The sequence below is a fragment of the Arthrobacter hankyongi genome (assembly GCF_022012395.1).
GTDB classification, from domain to species: Bacteria; Actinomycetota; Actinomycetes; order Actinomycetales; family Micrococcaceae; genus Crystallibacter; species Crystallibacter hankyongi.
In genome coordinates, this window is record NZ_JAKLTQ010000001.1 from 135,384 (window position 1) to 149,147 (window position 13,764).

Annotated in this window: 12 protein-coding genes and 3 tRNA genes; 1 reads left to right on the forward strand and 14 read right to left on the reverse strand. The window is 68.2% G+C overall.

Annotated elements, in window-relative coordinates; all coding sequences use genetic code 11:
• Positions 1–92 precede the first annotated feature (92 nt).
• The 3 genes from pyrH to rpsB form a co-directional block, all read right to left on the reverse strand.
• Positions 93–842, reverse strand: a complete 750-nt coding sequence (pyrH, locus tag LVY72_RS00630; RefSeq protein WP_237817517.1) for a UMP kinase — start codon at positions 840–842, stop codon at positions 93–95.
• A gap of 187 nt (positions 843–1,029) precedes the next feature.
• Positions 1,030–1,869 carry a translation elongation factor Ts gene (gene tsf / locus LVY72_RS00635; protein ID WP_237817518.1) on the reverse strand — a complete coding sequence of 280 codons (840 nt, stop codon included), beginning with the start codon at positions 1,867–1,869 and terminating at the stop codon, positions 1,030–1,032.
• Positions 1,870–2,017: 148 nt separating this feature from the next.
• Positions 2,018–2,884 (reverse strand): 30S ribosomal protein S2, encoded by an 867-nt coding sequence (gene rpsB, locus LVY72_RS00640; protein ID WP_237817519.1) that lies wholly within the window; start codon positions 2,882–2,884, stop codon positions 2,018–2,020.
• A 437-nt stretch (positions 2,885–3,321) separates the two neighbouring features.
• Between rpsB and LVY72_RS00645 the strand changes: the two genes are divergently transcribed.
• Positions 3,322–3,882 (forward strand): M23 family metallopeptidase, encoded by a 561-nt coding sequence (locus tag LVY72_RS00645; protein WP_237817520.1) that lies wholly within the window; start codon positions 3,322–3,324, stop codon positions 3,880–3,882.
• A 47-nt stretch (positions 3,883–3,929) separates the two neighbouring features.
• On the opposite strand, the gene LVY72_RS00650 is transcribed toward LVY72_RS00645, so the two are convergent.
• From LVY72_RS00650 to dusB, 11 genes are all read right to left on the reverse strand, one after another.
• Positions 3,930–4,006, reverse strand: a tRNA-Ile gene (locus LVY72_RS00650).
• A 178-nt stretch (positions 4,007–4,184) separates the two neighbouring features.
• On the reverse strand, positions 4,185–5,414 hold the full coding sequence (locus LVY72_RS00655) for a glycosyltransferase (RefSeq protein ID WP_237817521.1): 1,230 nt from the start codon (positions 5,412–5,414) through the stop codon (positions 4,185–4,187).
• 42 nt (positions 5,415–5,456) lie between these two features.
• Positions 5,457–6,365 carry a DMT family transporter gene (locus LVY72_RS00660; RefSeq protein ID WP_237817522.1) on the reverse strand — a complete coding sequence of 303 codons (909 nt, stop codon included), beginning with the start codon at positions 6,363–6,365 and terminating at the stop codon, positions 5,457–5,459.
• Positions 6,366–6,398: 33 nt separating this feature from the next.
• Positions 6,399–7,031 carry a CDP-alcohol phosphatidyltransferase family protein gene (locus LVY72_RS00665; RefSeq protein ID WP_237817523.1) on the reverse strand — a complete coding sequence of 211 codons (633 nt, stop codon included), beginning with the start codon at positions 7,029–7,031 and terminating at the stop codon, positions 6,399–6,401.
• 118 nt (positions 7,032–7,149) lie between these two features.
• Positions 7,150–7,956, reverse strand: coding sequence for a phage holin family protein (locus LVY72_RS00670; protein ID WP_237817524.1), 807 nt, complete (start codon positions 7,954–7,956; stop codon positions 7,150–7,152).
• Between the two features lie 54 nt (positions 7,957–8,010).
• On the reverse strand, positions 8,011–8,565 hold the full coding sequence (locus LVY72_RS24515) for a DUF2087 domain-containing protein (RefSeq protein ID WP_237817525.1): 555 nt from the start codon (positions 8,563–8,565) through the stop codon (positions 8,011–8,013).
• A gap of 80 nt (positions 8,566–8,645) precedes the next feature.
• Positions 8,646–8,718, reverse strand: a tRNA-Asn gene (locus LVY72_RS00680).
• Positions 8,719–8,959: 241 nt separating this feature from the next.
• Positions 8,960–9,032, reverse strand: a tRNA-Asn gene (locus LVY72_RS00685).
• A 66-nt stretch (positions 9,033–9,098) separates the two neighbouring features.
• The gene (gene dnaG / locus LVY72_RS00690) at positions 9,099–11,093 is read right to left on the reverse strand and encodes a DNA primase (protein WP_237817526.1); all 1,995 of its coding nucleotides are present in this window, start codon (positions 11,091–11,093) and stop codon (positions 9,099–9,101) included.
• Positions 11,094–11,262: 169 nt separating this feature from the next.
• A complete protein-coding gene (locus LVY72_RS00695; protein ID WP_237817527.1) occupies positions 11,263–12,567 on the reverse strand; it encodes a deoxyguanosinetriphosphate triphosphohydrolase in 1,305 nt (434 codons plus the stop codon).
• Positions 12,551–13,732 carry a tRNA dihydrouridine synthase DusB gene (gene dusB, locus LVY72_RS00700; protein ID WP_237817528.1) on the reverse strand — a complete coding sequence of 394 codons (1,182 nt, stop codon included), beginning with the start codon at positions 13,730–13,732 and terminating at the stop codon, positions 12,551–12,553. Before dusB ends, LVY72_RS00695 begins: the two co-directional genes overlap by 17 nt.
• Positions 13,733–13,764: the final 32 nt, after the last annotated feature.

Consider the following 13,764-nt stretch of genomic DNA (forward strand, 5'->3'; position numbering starts at 1 on the left):
CCTGCCCCGCACGCTTCGCGCACGGGGCCCCTGGACGCTCCCTTGCGGGACCCGGCCGGCCCGCCCTTGGCGTGCGGCCACCCGGCTGGGGCTCAGGCCGAGACGTAGGTGCCGATCTTTTCGCCCAGGATGGCCCGGGTGACGTTGCCTTCGCCCTCCATGCCGAAGACGACCATGGCCAGCTTGTTGTCCTTGCACAGGCTGAAGGCGGTCTGGTCCATGACCCGGATGTTGCGGCGCAGCGCCTCGTCGTAGGTGAGGGCGTCCAGCTTCTGGGCCGACGGGTCCTTCTTCGGGTCCGCGGTGTAGACTCCGTCCACCCCGTTCTTGGCGGCCAGCACGACGTCGGCGTGGACTTCCAGCGCGCGCTGGGCGGCGACGGTGTCCGTGGAGAAGTAGGGCAGCCCGGCCCCGGCGCCGAAAATCACCACCCGGCCCTTCTCCATGTGGCGGATGGCACGGCGCGGAATGTAGGCCTCGGCGACCTGGCCCATGGTGATCGCGCTCTGGACCCGGGTGTCGACGCCGGCCTGCTCGAGGAAGTCCTGCAGGGCCAGGCAGTTCATGACCGTGCCGAGCATGCCCATGTAGTCCGCGCGGGAGCGGTCCATGCCGGAGGCGGACAGTTCGGCGCCGCGGAAGAAGTTGCCCCCGCCCACCACGATCGCCACCTCGACCTGGCCGACGGTCGCGGCGATCTGCTTGGCGACACCACGGACCGTGTCCGGGTCGACGCCAAGCTTGCCGCCACCGAAGACTTCGCCGGATAGCTTGAGCAGGACCCGGCGGCGCTTGGGTGCAATGCCGGCTGCGGTGCGGTCGATCTCGTTCTGGGTTTCCATGGTGCCTCCCGGGCGTGGAATCGGTATCAGGTCAAGGATAGAGGGAGTTGGCCCGCGCAACGCCGGTTCCGCGGACGGCTGGGTGCGTCAGCGCACATCAGGGCAGGAAAAAGGGGTGGCCACCAGTGGTGGCCACCCCCTCCTTCCGGAACCGCTGCCGGTTCCGTCACTCAACTACGTATGGACTTCAGGCCCCGACGCGGAAGCGCGCGAAACCGGAGGCCTTCACACCGGCGGTTTCGAGCACCTTGCCGACGGTCTGCTTCGGATCCTTGGCGAACGGCTGGTCCAGCAGCACGATCTCCTTGAAGAAGCCGGTCAGGCGGCCCTCGACGATCTTCGGCAGGGCAGCCTCGGGCTTGCCTTCGGCGCGGGCGGTCTCGTCGGCGATGCGGCGCTCGTTCTCCACCGTCTCGGCCGGGATTTCCTCGCGGGTCAGGTAGGTCGGTGCGTAGGCGGCGGTGTGGACCGCAACGTCGTGGGCGGCCTCGGCGGCACCGTCACCGTTGCCGTCGACGGCGAACAGCACGCCGACCTGGGCCGGCAGGTCCTTGGAGGTCTTGTGCAGGTAGGCATCGACGGTCTTGCCCTCGACGCGGGCAACGCGGCGGACGACGACCTTCTCGCCCAGCACGGCGCCCTCCTCGACCACGAAGTCGGCGAGCTTCTTACCCTCGACATCGGCAGCCAGCAGGGTCTCCAGATCGGCAGCGCCGGAGGAGACGGCAACCTCGAGAACCTTGTCTGCCAGGGCGATGAACTTGTCGTTCTTGGCCACGAAGTCGGTCTCGCAGTTGACCTCGACCATAACGCCGACCGTGCCGTCCACGACCTTGGCGGCCACCAGGCCCTCGGCGGTGGAGCGGCCCTCGCGCTTGGTCGCACCCTTCAGGCCCTTGATCCGGATGAGCTCCATGGCCTTGTCGGCGTCGCCGTTGGCCTCGTCGAGAGCCTTCTTCACATCCATCATGCCCGCGCCCGTGCGCTCGCGCAGGGCCTTGATATCAGCAGCGGTGTAGTTCGCCATTTGGACTCCAGTCCTCCCGTAATAAGCAGTTAGGTGGTTCCACCGGAACGGCTGGCCGGAACCCGGCCAGCCGTGCCAGCAGATGCCCCGCCGGATGGACGTCCGCGGGTCGGCCCGCAGGGTCCGCCACGGCAGGGGAAGTATGGAATTACTTGTCGGTTTCGGCTTCGGTCTGCTCCGGAGCTTCGGCGGCGGGGGCCTCGGCAGCCGGCGCCTCGGCGGCGGGGGTCTCGGCAGCCGGCGCCTCGGCGGCACCTTCGAGCAGCTCGCGCTCCCACTCGGCCAGCGGCTCGGCCGGGGCCTCGGTGTTGCCGGCGGCGCGGTTGTTGCGGGCGATCAGACCCTCGGCAACGGCGTCGGCGACCACGCGGGTGAGCAGGTTGACGGAGCGGATCGCGTCGTCGTTACCCGGGATCGGGAAGTCGACCTCGTCCGGATCGCAGTTGGTGTCGAGGATGGCGACCACCGGGATGCCAAGCTTCTTGGCCTCGTCGACGGCGAGGTGTTCCTTCTTGGTGTCCACAACCCAGATCAGGGACGGGGTCTTGGCCAGGTTGCGGATACCGCCGAGGGTGGTTTCCAGCTTGGTCTTCTCACGCTGCAGGAGCAGGAGTTCCTTCTTGGTGCGACCGGAGCTGGCCACGTCCTCGAAGTTGATCTCCTCGAGCTCCTTCAGGCGCTGGATGCGCTTGGAGACGGTGGCGAAGTTGGTCAGCATGCCGCCGAGCCAGCGCTGGTTGACGTACGGCTGGCCGACGCGGGTGGCCTGCTCCGCGATGGCTTCCTGGGCCTGCTTCTTGGTACCGACGAAAAGCACGGTGCCGCCGTGGGCCACGGTGGCCTTGACGAACTCGAAGGCGCGGTCGATGTAGGACAGCGACTGCTGCAGGTCGATGATGTAGATGCCGTTGCGCTCGGTGAAGATGAAGCGCTTCATCTTCGGGTTCCAGCGGCGGGTCTGGTGGCCAAAGTGGACGCCGCTGTCGAGCAGCTGGCGCATGGTAACGACGGGCATGTCGTCACTCCTTCCGGCAGAGCGGGCGCAGTTTCGGCGCCGCGGGACATCTGCCTGTAGACGGTTGATAGCGGATCGCCCGGCGGGCGAGGCTCCTGGCGCCTGAACTTAGCGGCTGTTGCCAGCCACACTGTGCCCGGACCGGACTTGCCGGACCGCCTGGACACACCCGCTGCCACCATGGGCGGCCGCCGGGATTCAGACACGCGTAGTCAGCTCCGGCCCAGAACCCCGCACGGCACGGCAAGATACCGGGCCGGAACATGGGTCATGAAGGCGCAAAACTGCTGGCACCAGTGTACTACACCCCTGCCCGGCATCGTCCGCGGCACGCTGCCCCGGACACCGCTCCTGCACAAGAGGCGCAGGCTGCCGCCCGTCCACATGGGGACACCGCGGAGTACCGCTGCCGGGCCGGGCACGGACAGAATCGGGCCATGCGAAATTTTCGGCCCGCCCACGCCGCCTTGGCGGCACTTCTGCTGGCCTGCCTGGGCATTATCGCCGCACCGGCGGCTGCACTGTCCCCTCCCGCCGCTGCAGCACGGCCCTGGGACGGCACCACGGCGGGCGGCTATGCACCAGTCTGGGACTGGCCGCTGCAGCCGCTCCCCCGGATCCTGGCACCCTTCCGGCCGCCGCAGCAGCCGTGGCTCAGCGGGCACCGGGGTGTGGATCTGGCCGCCGTCCCGGCCGCAACCGTCGTGGCTCCGGCCGCCGGCACCGTCAGCTTCGCCGGCTGGGTCGTGGACCGGCCCGTCGTCACCATCGACCACGGCGACGGGCTGCGCAGTAGCTTCGAGCCAGTGGCGTCGGCTCTGCGGAAGGGGGACGCTGTGGCGCGTGGGGATCCTGTCGGACAGCTGTCGGGGCGGGGGCATTGCGCCGGCCCTTGCATCCACTGGGGCGTCAGACGCGGCAGCCAATACGTCAATCCGCTGCAGTTCGTCACCGACCTGCGCCCGTCGGTCCTGCTGCCTCGGCCGCCGGCGGGCTGACGGTACCCCTGCAGCAGCACCGGGCGGCACCGGCGCACTGTCAACTCTGGTAGGGCGGGTGGGGCTTGAACCCACGACCAAAGGATTATGAGTCCTCTGCTCTGACCGGCTGAGCTACCGCCCCTTGGCCGCGCTACCGCACCCTGCCGCCGGACAGTCCGGCCGGGCTGCGGAACACCGCGACTAAGCCATACTAATTGCTTTTTCTACCGGGTGCGCACCATGCACGCGGGCACCGGCCGCCGGGCGGCCGCCCGTGCCCGGGTGGCGCACCTTCACGTCCCGCGCCGGGCCGGCCGGACCTAAGCCAGGTAGTCCTCCGCCGTCCCGCCGCGGTAGAGGCGCTCGAACGTGTCCATCGTCTTGTCGATGGCGTGTTTGACCACCATCGCGTGGCTGGCCGCGCCCATCGCCTCGATCTGATCCGGCGCGCGGCGCAGGATCAGTTCAAGCTTGGCTGCCAGGTCGAAGGGGTCCCGCGGCGTAAACAGATAGCCGTTGACACCGTCCTGCACCAGGTGCGGCAGCGCCATGGCATTGGCCAGCAGCACCGGCTTGCTGGCAGACATGGCTTCCAGCGACACCAGCGACTGCAGTTCGGCCGTTCCCGGCTGGCAGAAGACCGTGGCCCGCAGGTAGGCCTGGCGCAGCGCGTCGTCGTCCACATGGCCGGCAAAATGCACCCGGTCCTGCAGTCCCAGTTCGGCGGTCTTTGCCTCCAGCGCCGGCCGGACCTCCCCGCCGCCGATAATCTCCAGATGGACGTTCAGGGCAGGATCGGTCCGGCCGACGGCGTCGATGAGCACATCCACGTGCTTTTCCTGGGCCAGCCGTCCCACGAACAGCACGGTGGGATGCTCGGGCCTGTCCACCACCTCGCCCGGTGCCAATTCGTAGTGGGCCGTATCGATGCCGTTGGACAGCGGCAGCACCTTGTCCAGCCGGGCATGATCCCGCATGGCCTTGGCGGCCAGCGGCGTTGGCGTGGTGACCACTGCCGCCTTGCCCATGATCTTGCCCATGTCGCGCCAGGAATTCCGGGCCACGATATCCAGGAACCACTGCGGGAACGGCAGGAAGGGCTCCAGGTTTTCCGGCATGAAGTGGTTGGTGGCGATGGTCCGGATCCCCCGGCGCGTCGCCTCGGCGATAGTCGCCTGGCCGATCATGTAATGGCACTGGATGTGGACCACGTCCGGCTGGACCTCGTCGAAGGTCCGCCTGATGTCACGCTTGATTTCCCACGGCAGGCAGATCCGCCAGGTCTCGTGCGTGGGCACCGAATGCGAACGCAGCCGGTGGACGGTCGCTTCCTCGCGCTTCTCGGACCAGCTGGGTCCCCGATCCGGACGGGTGGCAAGGATGTGCACCTCATGGCCGCGCTTGGTCATCGCGCTGGCCAACCGGAAGCCGAACACCGCCGCCCCATTGACGTCCGGCGGATAGGTATCTGCCGCAATCAGAATCTTCAGCGGCCGCGTGCCATGGGTCTGGTCGACGCGGGAGAGGACTCCTTGTTCGGTATTGGCCATGCTGTTCATCTGTTGTGTGCGCACCTAGGATTCGCTCTGATGTTACTTGCCGGCAGCCTGAGCCCTCCGGCGGGCCTCCTCCTGCTTCTGCAGGACGTCCGGATGGTGCCGGGAGAGGGCAATGACCCCCACAATAGCAACCAAACCTGCACCAATCATGGCAATTGCGGCTGCCGGCTGCACATTGGGTTGCAGCTCACCTAATATGAAGATGCCGATGCCGATGCCCACCAGCGGATCGATGACGGTCAGCCCGGCGATCACCAGGTCCGGGGGCCCGCTGGAGTAGGCGCTTTGCACAAACCAGGATCCGAGGCCGGCAGCCGCGACAATCGCCACCATGGTGTAGATGGGCACATTGGCGATGAATTGCCCATTGGTGTTGAACAGATGCAGGCCGATGATCCGCACCAGCACGGCGACGAAACCGAAGAGCATGCCGGCGCCCAGGATGTAGGCGAAGGCACTGAGCCGGTGCCGGAACAGCAGTTCCAGGGTCAGGAAGACCGCCACCACGACCGCCAGCAGCAGTACCACCGCCAGTTCATCCTCGGCCGCCACGGTCTGAGTGTGTGCCGTCACGGTGACGGCCAGCAGGACAAAGGCCGCACTGCCGGCCACACAGGCGCTGACGGCGACCACCGTCATCCGGTTCAGCCGGATGCCTTGGTCCTTGGAATTCACGATGGTGGTGATGACCAGTGCGATCGCCCCGATTGGCTGCACCACGGTCAGCGGTGCGGTGAGCAGTGCGAAAACGTTCAGCGCCATCCCAATGCCCTGCAGCGTCAGGCCCAGCACCCAGCGTGGGTTGCGGGCCATGCGCAGCAGCCCGTTCGGGCTGAGCTGCAGTCCGCCGGTGCTGGCCTGGACGGCACTGGCCTGCCGCTGGGTGCCCACGGCCAGGAAAAACGCTCCGAGCAGGGCCGCGGCGACAGCTATCCAGACCATCTGGTCCCGGCTCTTCTGCCGGCCTCCGGCCCGCTAGGCATGCGGCCGTCCACCGTCGAGTTGGCCGCGGTGGAGCTGCCCGTACTTGCGGGTCGCCGCCCCCATGTACCCCCACCAGGCCAGCAGGTGGCCGGCACAGCCGAGAATGAGGAAAACGTAGGCCAGCATGCCCACCCACCAGAACTCCGGGCCCAGCGCACGCTCCAGCAGCAGCAACGGAGTCCCGATCAGCAGCAGCGCCGTGCGCACCTTGCCCACGTTCGTCACCGGAAGGTCCGGGCTGCCGTGGAACAGGACCAGTGCATACACCAGCAGGATGGCATCCGGGATGACGATGCACAGCAGCAACCACAGCGGTGCCAGCCCGTACACGACGAACGAGACCGCAACAATGATCAAGGCCAGCCGGTCCGCCAGCGGATCCAGCCAGCGGCCGACGGTGGAAACCTGGTCGAACCGCCTGGCAATGTAGCCGTCCACCCAGTCGGTACAGCCCAGGATCACCAGCACGGCGGTCGCTGCCGCATACTGGCTCTCCCCGAGGTAGCCCACGAAGACCGGCACGAGCAGGAACCTAGCCACTGTAATGAGGTTCGGCACTGTCCAGAAGGTGCGGCGTTCCCGGTAGTTGAATCCGCTCCGCGTGCCCGCACCGATGAACCTCATCTGGCTGTGTCCCCCCTCCATGGAAATCGTTGCCGGGCGGCTCTGAGCCGGAAGCACCGGCATGTCCGGGCTCCGCCCCCGGGCCCAGGCCCGGTGCCGGCTGGCCCCGGGGCAGAGATCACTTCTTCAGCAGCCGGCCTACAAGTACGGCAACAGCCGTCAGCGAGGCGCCGAGGACGGCCAGCGGCTTCCAGCGCTCCTGCAGCACGGGGGCAACCGTGGATACCGTGGCGCTGCCTTGGTCCGCGATCCGGGTAAAGCCGGATACCGCCGCCTGCTGCGCCGAGTCCGCAGCGCGCTTGGCCTCGACCCTGATCTTGTCCGTCTGCTGCTTGACATCCAGCTTCCGGTCCAGGCTGTCCCGCAGCTGGGCCAGATGCTCGCGGCGCTCGGCCGTGCGCGCCAGCAATTCCGCGTGCGAGGGCCCCGGCTCCTTCGGTGCTTCGGGTTGGGCCGGTTCGGCCTTTTCCTGCTTGGCAGGCTTGGCGTCCAACGTTGCCGGATCGAAGCTGTGGCCCTCGCTCAGCACGCCCAGGTCCCACCTGATTCCGCGCCAGGCCTCTTCAGGCATCAGCGGCATGGTCTTCTTGGCCCGGAGACCCCCGATGAGGCCCAGGATGGCCCCCAGCACCAGGAAGACGGCGGCAAAGATCAAGGCGGCCAGCCAGGGCTCAACCACAACGCCCAGGCCCATGATGGCGGCCACCAGCAACGAGATCACCATAAAGGCAAGCAGGACCAGCGCCCCGCCGAGCAGCCCGGCTGCGACGCCGACCTGCGCACCCTTGCGCTTGAGCTCGATGCCGGCCAGTGACAGTTCGTCATTGAGCTGGCGCGGCGCCAGCCGCGCGGCCAGCGTGACCATGTCCGCCACTGAGGACCGCGGCGCGATCCGGGCGGGAGCGGCACTGTCAAGACGATTCATGGCCTCTGCCTCCATCGATGGTTGGGGACTGCTCCGATGTCCGGTTCCAAACTATCATTGTGCCTTGTCAGCGGACGTGGCGGTATGGTGCGCGGCGGGGCGGGAATACACGGAGCCGGACCGGGTCCGCGCCAGCAGCCCGAAGTCCACCAGGTAGCGGCGCAGCATCGGAACGTCATCGGTGTACTGAAGGAGCCGTTCGTTGATCTGCTTCTCGGTCAACTCTTCGCCTGGCTGCACCATCTGGCTGACGATCCAGGCCAGCAGTTCACGGCGTTCGGCCGGGTTCGCCGGGTACCGCTCGATCCGCCCGGCATGCAGAAACCGGCCGATACCGCCGGTGGGCCGGCCCATGGTCTGCCGGGCAAGCACCTCGCGGAAAACCGTCTGGGATGCCACCAGGCGGCCCCCGTCGGCGCGTTCCACCAGCCCGGCGGCCAACAGGACCGCGGCCGCCCGGTCCCGGCGGGCGCCGGACAGACCGGCACCGACCTCCTCCGGCGGCGCAGCCAGCACGATCTGGGCATAGATTCTGCGCGCGTCCGCCCCGGCAAGCGCGGCAAGCACCTGCCGCCAGTCCGGGATTTTCGCTGCCGGTCCCTGGTTCACGGCCGGCCTCCTGCCTCGTCGCGGATATGCAAAAACCTCCGTGCCGAACAGGTTCCGCACGGAGGTTTTCGTCTCTCCCGCTCCCCCGACTGGACTCGAACCAGTAACCCTTCGATTAACAGTCGAATGCTCTGCCAATTGAGCTACGGGGGAATGAAGCAGATAAAACTTTAGCAGGCCGCCGGCCGATTCCAAAAACCGGCCGGGGCCATGGCAAAGTCCGCCTGCGTGGTGCAGGTTCGTCGGCTGCGGCCGGCGCGCCGTCGTGTCCGGAATTGGCCCGGCTGCCAGCCCGCAACGGTACCGGGGCCTGAGTACGGTCCGGTAACGCCGGGGGCGGATGCTGCCGAAAAGCGAAGGCCCCGCCCACAAACGTGGACGGAGCCTCCTTCAGCTCCCCCGACTGGACTCGAACCAGTAACCCTTCGATTAACAGTCGAATGCTCTGCCAATTGAGCTACGGGGGAAAGCAACGGATAAGACTCTACACAATGGCGGGCCCCAAACGGAAATCGCCAGGCCGGCGGGCGCGGCTAGTCCCCGCGCAAGGCGCGCCGCTGCATTTCCAGTTCCATCAGCTCGCGGTTGATCTGCGCGAAGGCCTCCGGATCCGCTGCCGGGTCCATGCGCTGCAGCTGGCCCATCTTCTCTGCCTTCAGGTGGGCGATCTGCAGGTCGAACATCCGGTTCATGATGCCCCGGCAGTACAGGTTCAGCCCGTCGCCGTCGCGTGCCGGCAGCGGGCTGACCGCCAGCTCGGACACGAACGACCGCAGTTCCTCCGGAGCTTCCTGGCGCACGCGCTCCACCCACTGGGACAAAGTGGCACCTGACCTGCCGGCAGCCCCGATGGCGGTATGCACGGCGGCGTGTGCCGGAGCGGTAAACCGGGCACCGGCGAAGCGCTGCCACTGGTCGGCATCAAGCAGGGCCGGCTGCTGCAGTGCCACCTCCAGGGCCTGCCGTTCCATCCGCACGACCGGATCCCGCGGATCCGGCCGGCTGAATGCGGGAACTGCGGGCGGGCTGTCCGGGGCCGCCTGCGGTCCTTCCCGGGGCGCATCGCGGTCCCCGCCGCTGCGGCCATTCCGGCCGGCCTCGTGATGCCCGGCGCCGTCGTGTCCCGCACCGGCACCCGGGTGCCTGCCGTCGTTCCGGCTCCCGCCCTTGTGGTCCGTCCCCTCGCGCGCCTGGGCCGACAGCCTTTTGCCGGCCGCCAGCACCGCCCGCATCGCCTCGTCCACGTCCATTCCCAGCCAGCCAGCCAGCTCGCGGGCGTAGGCCGGGCGCATCGCGGTGTCCCGGATCTGGGCCACCACCGGGGCACTGGCCCGCAGCGCGCGCACGCGGCCCTCGACGGTGTCCAGATCGAATTTCTTCAGTGTGGCCTTGATCGCGAATTCGAACAAAGGCCGGCGGGAGGCGATCAGGGCGCGGACCGCGTCCTCCCCGCGGGTCATGCGCAGGTCGCACGGATCCGCCCCGGTGGGTTCGACCGCGACGTAGGTCTGGGCGATGAACCGCTGGTCTTCCTCGAACGCGCGCAGCGCCGCCTTCTGGCCGGCCTCGTCGCCGTCGAAGGTGAAGATCACCTCGCCGCCGGTACCGTCGTCGGAAAGCAGCCGGCGGGCAATCTTGATGTGGTCCGTGCCGAAGGCCGTTCCGCAGGTGGCCACCGCCGTCGTGATCCCGGACAGGTGGCAGGCCATCACGTCCGTATAGCCTTCCACCACCACCAACTGGCGTCCGCGGGCGATGTCCCGCTTGGCCAGATCGATCCCGTACAGTACCTGGGATTTCTTATAGAGCGTGGTTTCCGGGGTATTGAGGTATTTGGGGCCCTGGTCCTCGTCGAAGAGCTTGCGGGCACCGAAGCCGATGGTGTCCCCCGCGATGTCCCGGATGGGCCAGACCAGGCGGCCGCGGAAGCGGTCGTAAATCCCCCGGTTGCCTTCCGAGAACATGCCGGTAAGCTTCAGCTCGTCCTGGCTGAAGCCGCGCCCGGTCAGGTGCTTGAGCAGTCCGTCCCAGCCCTGCGGGGCGAAGCCGACGCCGAAATGCTCCGAGGCCTCCTGGTCGAAGCCGCGGCCGGCGAGGAACTGCCGCCCGGCCGCCCCGGCAGGGGTGATCAGCTGCGCGCGGAAGAACTCCGCGGCGACCTTGTGCGCGTCCAGCAGGCGCTGCCGCCGGCCGACGTCCTCCCGGCGCGGCCCGGTGCCGCCGTCCTCGTAGCGCAGCGTGTAGTTGATCCGGTGCGCCAGCTTCTCCACCGTTTCGGTGAAGGTCGTGTGGTCCATCTTCTGCAGGAAGGAGATTACGTCCCCGCTCTCCCCGCAGCCGAAGCAGTGGTAGGTCCCCACCTGCGGGCGCACGTGGAAGGACGGCGAGCGCTCGTCGTGGAACGGGCACAGGCCCTTGAATGAGCCGATGCCGGCGGACTTGAGCGTGACGTAGCCGTCGACGATGTCCTTGATGTCGGTACGCTGCCGGACTTCGTCGATGTCTTCGCGCTTAATCAGTCCGGCCATGGATATAAGTCTAGTGGCAGGGGTCCCCGCCCGAAGCTAGCGCTGAGGGCCCCGCTGCGAGCATGCGAGCAGCGGGAAAGCGAGACGCGCCGCGAGGGAAGGGGCAGCCACTGGACGCTAGGCGCTGCTCCGGGCGGGTTTGGCCGCGCAACTTAGGCCAGCGTTCCCGCTACAGCAGGGTCCGGTGGCTGCCCATCAGCCGTTCGTGCAGCGCGATCGCGGACACGTCGGTGAGCGAGGCGATCTGGTCGATCACCACGCGCAGCCGCGCCACGTCGCTGTCCGCGGCCCGCCAGTCGGCCGCGAAGGCCGGTTCCAGGTAGCGGTCGCCGGTGGCGTGCAGTTCGGTGACCAGGTCCGTGAGGATTTCCCGCTGGCGCTCATAGATGGGCTGGCGGATGTCCGAGGTCATCACGAAGGTGGTGGCCAGGCCCTTCATGACCGCGATCTCCGTCACGGTTTCCGGCGGCACGACCAGCTCGGCCGAGTACCGGGTCAGCGGCTGCGGTCCGTAGATCGCCCGGGTGGCCTGCATGGCGCTGGAGCAGAACCTGCCGATCAGCTGGCTGGTCATGTCCTTCAGCGCGGCCATCGCCTTGCGGCTGCCGTCCGCCTCCGGCACCCAGACCCCGGACGCCTCCAGACGGGCGAGCGCTTCGTCCACCTCGGCGGCGTCGCTGTGCGGCAGGTACCACTGCTGGGTGTAGCCGATCACCCGGCTGCGGTGGTCCGGGTTGTCCAACCAGCGCAGCTGGAACCGCCCCGCCACAATGGCGTCTTCGACGTCATGGACGGAGTAGGAAATATCGTCGGCCAGGTCCATCACCTGGGCCTCCATGCAGGCGCGGTGCTCCGGCGCCCCCTGCCGCGCCCATTCGAACACCGGCAGGTCATCCTCGTAGACGCCGAACTTGCTGGTGCGCTTGCCGTGGATTACCGGTGCCTCGGCGACAGTCCACGGGTACTTGCAGGCGGCGTCCAGGCTGGCCCGGGTCAGGTTCAGCCCGGCCGGCTCGCCGTCGAGGCGGACCACCTTGGGTTCCAGCCGGGTGAGCAGCCGCAGCGTCTGCGCATTGCCTTCGAAGCCGCCGATTGCATGCGCGGCGGCATTGAGCGCGCTCTCGCCGTTGTGTCCGAAGGGCGGGTGGCCCAGGTCATGGGACAGGCACGCGGCGTCCACCACGTCCGGGTCGCAGCCCAGCGTCCGGCCCAGTTCGCGGCCGATCTGCGCCACCTCCAGGCTGTGCGTCAGCCGGGTCCGGACGAAGTCGTCGGTATCCGGGGAGACCACCTGGGTCTTGGCCCCGAGCCGGCGCAGCGCGGAGGAATGCAGCACCCGTGCCCGGTCGCGCTCGAAGTGCGTGCGGTAGGTGTTCTTATGTTCCTCGGCGACCCAGCGTTCCTGGTCCGGCTCGGTGTAGCCGGCGGTCAGCGGCGGTGGCTGGATCGCCGTCGGCTCAGCCACCGGAGACATCCAGTTCGGCCGCGGCGATCATGGCCCGGTGGTTCTCGTCCAGTTCCCGGGTCTTCAGCCAGCCGTCCGGCAGCGCCGGACGCTTGGGCGTGCCCGCCCGCCCGCGCGGTCCTTCAGCGTCGGCCCCCGGATAGGGGGCGGTGGCGTCCAGCTGGTCCAGCAGCCCGCGCAGCACCTCGAGGGTGGGGACCGCGGCCAGCGCGGCGCGCAGTTCGCCGCCGACCATATAGCCCTTGAAATACCAGGCCACATGTTTGCGGATGTCCCGCAGCGCCTTGCCTTCGTCTTCGAAGTACTCCACCAGCAGCTCGGCGTGCCGGTAGAAGCTGTCGGCCACTTCCTTCAGGCCCGGGCGGAACCGGCGGCCGGTGCCTTCGAAGGCGGCCTGCAGGTCGCCGAAGAGCCAGGGGCGGCCCTGGCAGCCGCGGCCGATGACGACGCCGTCGACTCCGGTCTGCTCCACCATGCGCACGGCGTCTTCGGCGCTCCAGATGTCGCCGTTGCCCAGCACCGGGATGTCCGGCAGCGCCTCGCGCAGCTCGGCGATGGCGTTCCAGTCCGCCTGGCCGGAATAGAACTGGCTGGTGGTCCGGCCGTGCAGGGCGACGGCGGCGACTCCGGCGTCGCGGGCGATCCGGCCGGCGTCGATGAAGGTCAGGTGGTCCTCGTCGATGCCCTTGCGCATCTTGATGGTCAGCGGGATATTGCCGCGGGCCGCCTCCCGGGTGGCCGCCTGGACGATGGCGGTGAACAGGTCCGTCTTCCACGGCAGGGCCGAGCCGCCGCCGCGGCGGGTGACCTTCGGGACGGGGCAGCCGAAGTTCAGGTCGATGTGGTCCGCACGGTCCTCCTCCACCAGCATCCGCACCGCGGCGCCGACAGTCTTGGGGTCCACCCCGTACAGCTGGACCGACCGGACCTTCTCGTCCTCGTCGTGGGAAATGATGCGCATTGATTCCCGGTTGCGCTCCACGAGCGCGCGGGAAGTGACCATTTCCGCCACATACAACCCTCCCCCGTACTCACGGCAAAGCCGGCGGAAGGCCTTGTTGGTGATGCCGGCCATGGGCGCCAGGACAACCGGCACGTCGATGGTGAGCGGGCCAAGCTTGAGCGGTGGAAGCTCCAGCTTGGCACCCGGGGCGGGTACAGCGGTAACAGTCACGGTCCTATTCTCTCAAATCCGGACAAATCGGC

Coding starts and splice junctions, on each gene's coding strand:
- pyrH (WP_237817517.1), bottom strand. CDS start 842: ATGGAAACCCAGAACGAGATCGACCGCACCGCAGCCGGCATTGCACCC.
- tsf (WP_237817518.1), bottom strand. CDS start 1,869: ATGGCGAACTACACCGCTGCTGATATCAAGGCCCTGCGCGAGCGCACG.
- rpsB (WP_237817519.1), bottom strand. CDS start 2,884: ATGCCCGTCGTTACCATGCGCCAGCTGCTCGACAGCGGCGTCCACTTT.
- LVY72_RS00645 (WP_237817520.1), top strand. CDS start 3,322: ATGCGAAATTTTCGGCCCGCCCACGCCGCCTTGGCGGCACTTCTGCTG.
- LVY72_RS00655 (WP_237817521.1), bottom strand. CDS start 5,414: ATGGCCAATACCGAACAAGGAGTCCTCTCCCGCGTCGACCAGACCCAT.
- LVY72_RS00660 (WP_237817522.1), bottom strand. CDS start 6,365: ATGGTCTGGATAGCTGTCGCCGCGGCCCTGCTCGGAGCGTTTTTCCTG.
- LVY72_RS00665 (WP_237817523.1), bottom strand. CDS start 7,031: ATGAGGTTCATCGGTGCGGGCACGCGGAGCGGATTCAACTACCGGGAA.
- LVY72_RS00670 (WP_237817524.1), bottom strand. CDS start 7,956: ATGAATCGTCTTGACAGTGCCGCTCCCGCCCGGATCGCGCCGCGGTCC.
- dnaG (WP_237817526.1), bottom strand. CDS start 11,093: ATGGCCGGACTGATTAAGCGCGAAGACATCGACGAAGTCCGGCAGCGT.
- LVY72_RS00695 (WP_237817527.1), bottom strand. CDS start 12,567: ATGTCTCCGGTGGCTGAGCCGACGGCGATCCAGCCACCGCCGCTGACC.